The organism is Mesorhizobium sp. M7A.F.Ca.CA.001.04.2.1 (genome assembly GCF_003998485.1).
Lineage (GTDB): Bacteria > Pseudomonadota > Alphaproteobacteria > Rhizobiales > Rhizobiaceae > Mesorhizobium > Mesorhizobium ciceri.
In genome coordinates, this window is the sequence record NZ_RZQT01000267.1 from 1 (window position 1) to 1,855 (window position 1,855).

Below are 1,855 nucleotides of genomic sequence, written 5' to 3' on the forward strand. Positions count from 1 at the left end.
ATCATCGCTTCGGCGGTGATCAGAAGGGCTGCGATCGAACCGGCATCCTGGAGTGCGGTGCGCACCACTTTCGCCGGATCGACGATGCCTGCCTTGATCATGTCGACATAGACCTCGTTCTGGGCGTCAAAACCCTGATTGTGATCCTTGCTGTCGGTGAGCTTGCCGACGACAACAGAGCCTTCGACGCCGGAATTCTCGGCGATCTGGCGGATCGGCGCTTCGAGCGCCCGCAGCACGATCGTGATGCCGGCCGTGACATCGGCATTGGCGCCGGTCAGGCCGCCAAGCACCGAGCGGGCACGCAGCAGAGCCACGCCGCCGCCGGGTACGATGCCTTCCTCGACCGCCGCGCGGGTGGCGTTCAGCGCATCGTCGATGCGGTCCTTCTTTTCCTTGACTTCCGACTCGGTGACGCCGCCGACGCGGATGACGGCAACGCCGCCGGCGAGCTTGGCCAGCCGCTCCTGCAGCTTTTCCTTGTCGTAGTCTGACGTCGTCTCCTCGATCTGGCCCTTGATCTGGGCGACACGCGCCTGGATCGTCGCCTTGGTGCCGGCACCGTCGATGATCGTGGTGGTGTCTTTCTCGATCAGCACGCGCTTGGCGCGGCCGAGCATCTCGATGGTGACGTTTTCAAGCTTGATGCCGAGATCTTCCGAGATCATCTGGCCTGATGTCAGCACGGCGATGTCTTCCAGCATCGCCTTGCGGCGATCGCCGAAGCCCGGCGCCTTGACGGCCGCAACCTTGAGGCCGCCGCGCAGCTTGTTGACGACCAGCGTCGCCAGAGCCTCGCCCTCGACGTCCTCGGAGATGATCAGCAGCGGCCTGCCGCTCTGCACCACCGCTTCGAGGATCGGCAGCATCACCTGCAGAAAGCTTGATGCCGAGATCTTCCGAGATCATCTGGCCCGACGTGAGCACGGCGATGTCTTCCAGCATCGCCTTGCGGCGATCGCCGAAGCCCGGCGCCTTGACGGCCGCGACCTTGAGGCCGCCGCGCAGCTTGTTGACGACCAGCGTCGCCAAGGCCTCGCCCTCGACGTCCTCGGAGATGATCAGCAGCGGCCTGCCGCTCTGCACCACCGCTTCGAGGATCGGCAGCATCGCCTGCAGATTGCCGAGCTTCTTCTCGTGGATGAGGATGTAGGGCTCTTCCAGCTCGACGCGCATCTTGTCGGCATTGGTGACGAAATAGGGCGAGAGATAGCCGCGGTCGAACTGCATGCCTTCGACGACGTCGAGTTCGGTCTCTGCGGTCTTGGCTTCCTCGACGGTGATGACCCCGTCATTGCCGACCTTGTCCATCGCCTTGGCGATCATCTCGCCGACGCTGGCATCGCCATTGGCGGCGATGGTGCCGACCTGTGCGATCTCGGCCGACGACTTGACCTTCTTGGCGCGCGCCTGGATTTCCTTGACCACGGCGGAAACCGCCTGGTCGATGCCGCGCTTCAAATCCATGGGGTTCATGCCGGCGGCAACCAGCTTGGCGCCTTCGCGCAGGATCGAGGCGGCCAGCACCGTGGCGGTGGTGGTGCCGTCACCGGCGAGGTCGTTGGTCTTCGAGGCCACTTCGCGCACCATCTGGGCGCCCATGTTCTCGAACTTGTCGGCAAGCTCGATTTCCTTGGCGACGGTGACGCCGTCCTTGGTGATGCGCGGCGCGCCATAGGCCTTGTCGATGATGACGTTGCGGCCCTTGGGGCCGAGCGTGACCTTCACCGCATTGGTGAGGATCTCGACGCCGCGCAGCATGCGGTCGCGCGCGTCGGTGGAGAATTTTATTTCCTTGGCAGACATGATTTTTATCCAGTTCGTTCGGAGAAAATGAGGTCAGGCAGCTTTCTTG

General features: G+C 63.5%; 2 pseudogenes. Both read right to left on the bottom strand.

Annotation, left to right across the window (positions count from 1 at the left end):
* Nucleotides 1-878: pseudogene (groEL, locus tag EN955_RS34340) on the bottom strand (chaperonin GroEL); the annotation flags it as partial.
* 1 nt (nucleotide 879) lies between these two features.
* Nucleotides 880-1,806, bottom strand: a pseudogene (groEL, locus tag EN955_RS34345) (chaperonin GroEL); the annotation flags it as partial.
* Between the last annotated feature and the right edge of the window lie 49 nt (nucleotides 1,807-1,855).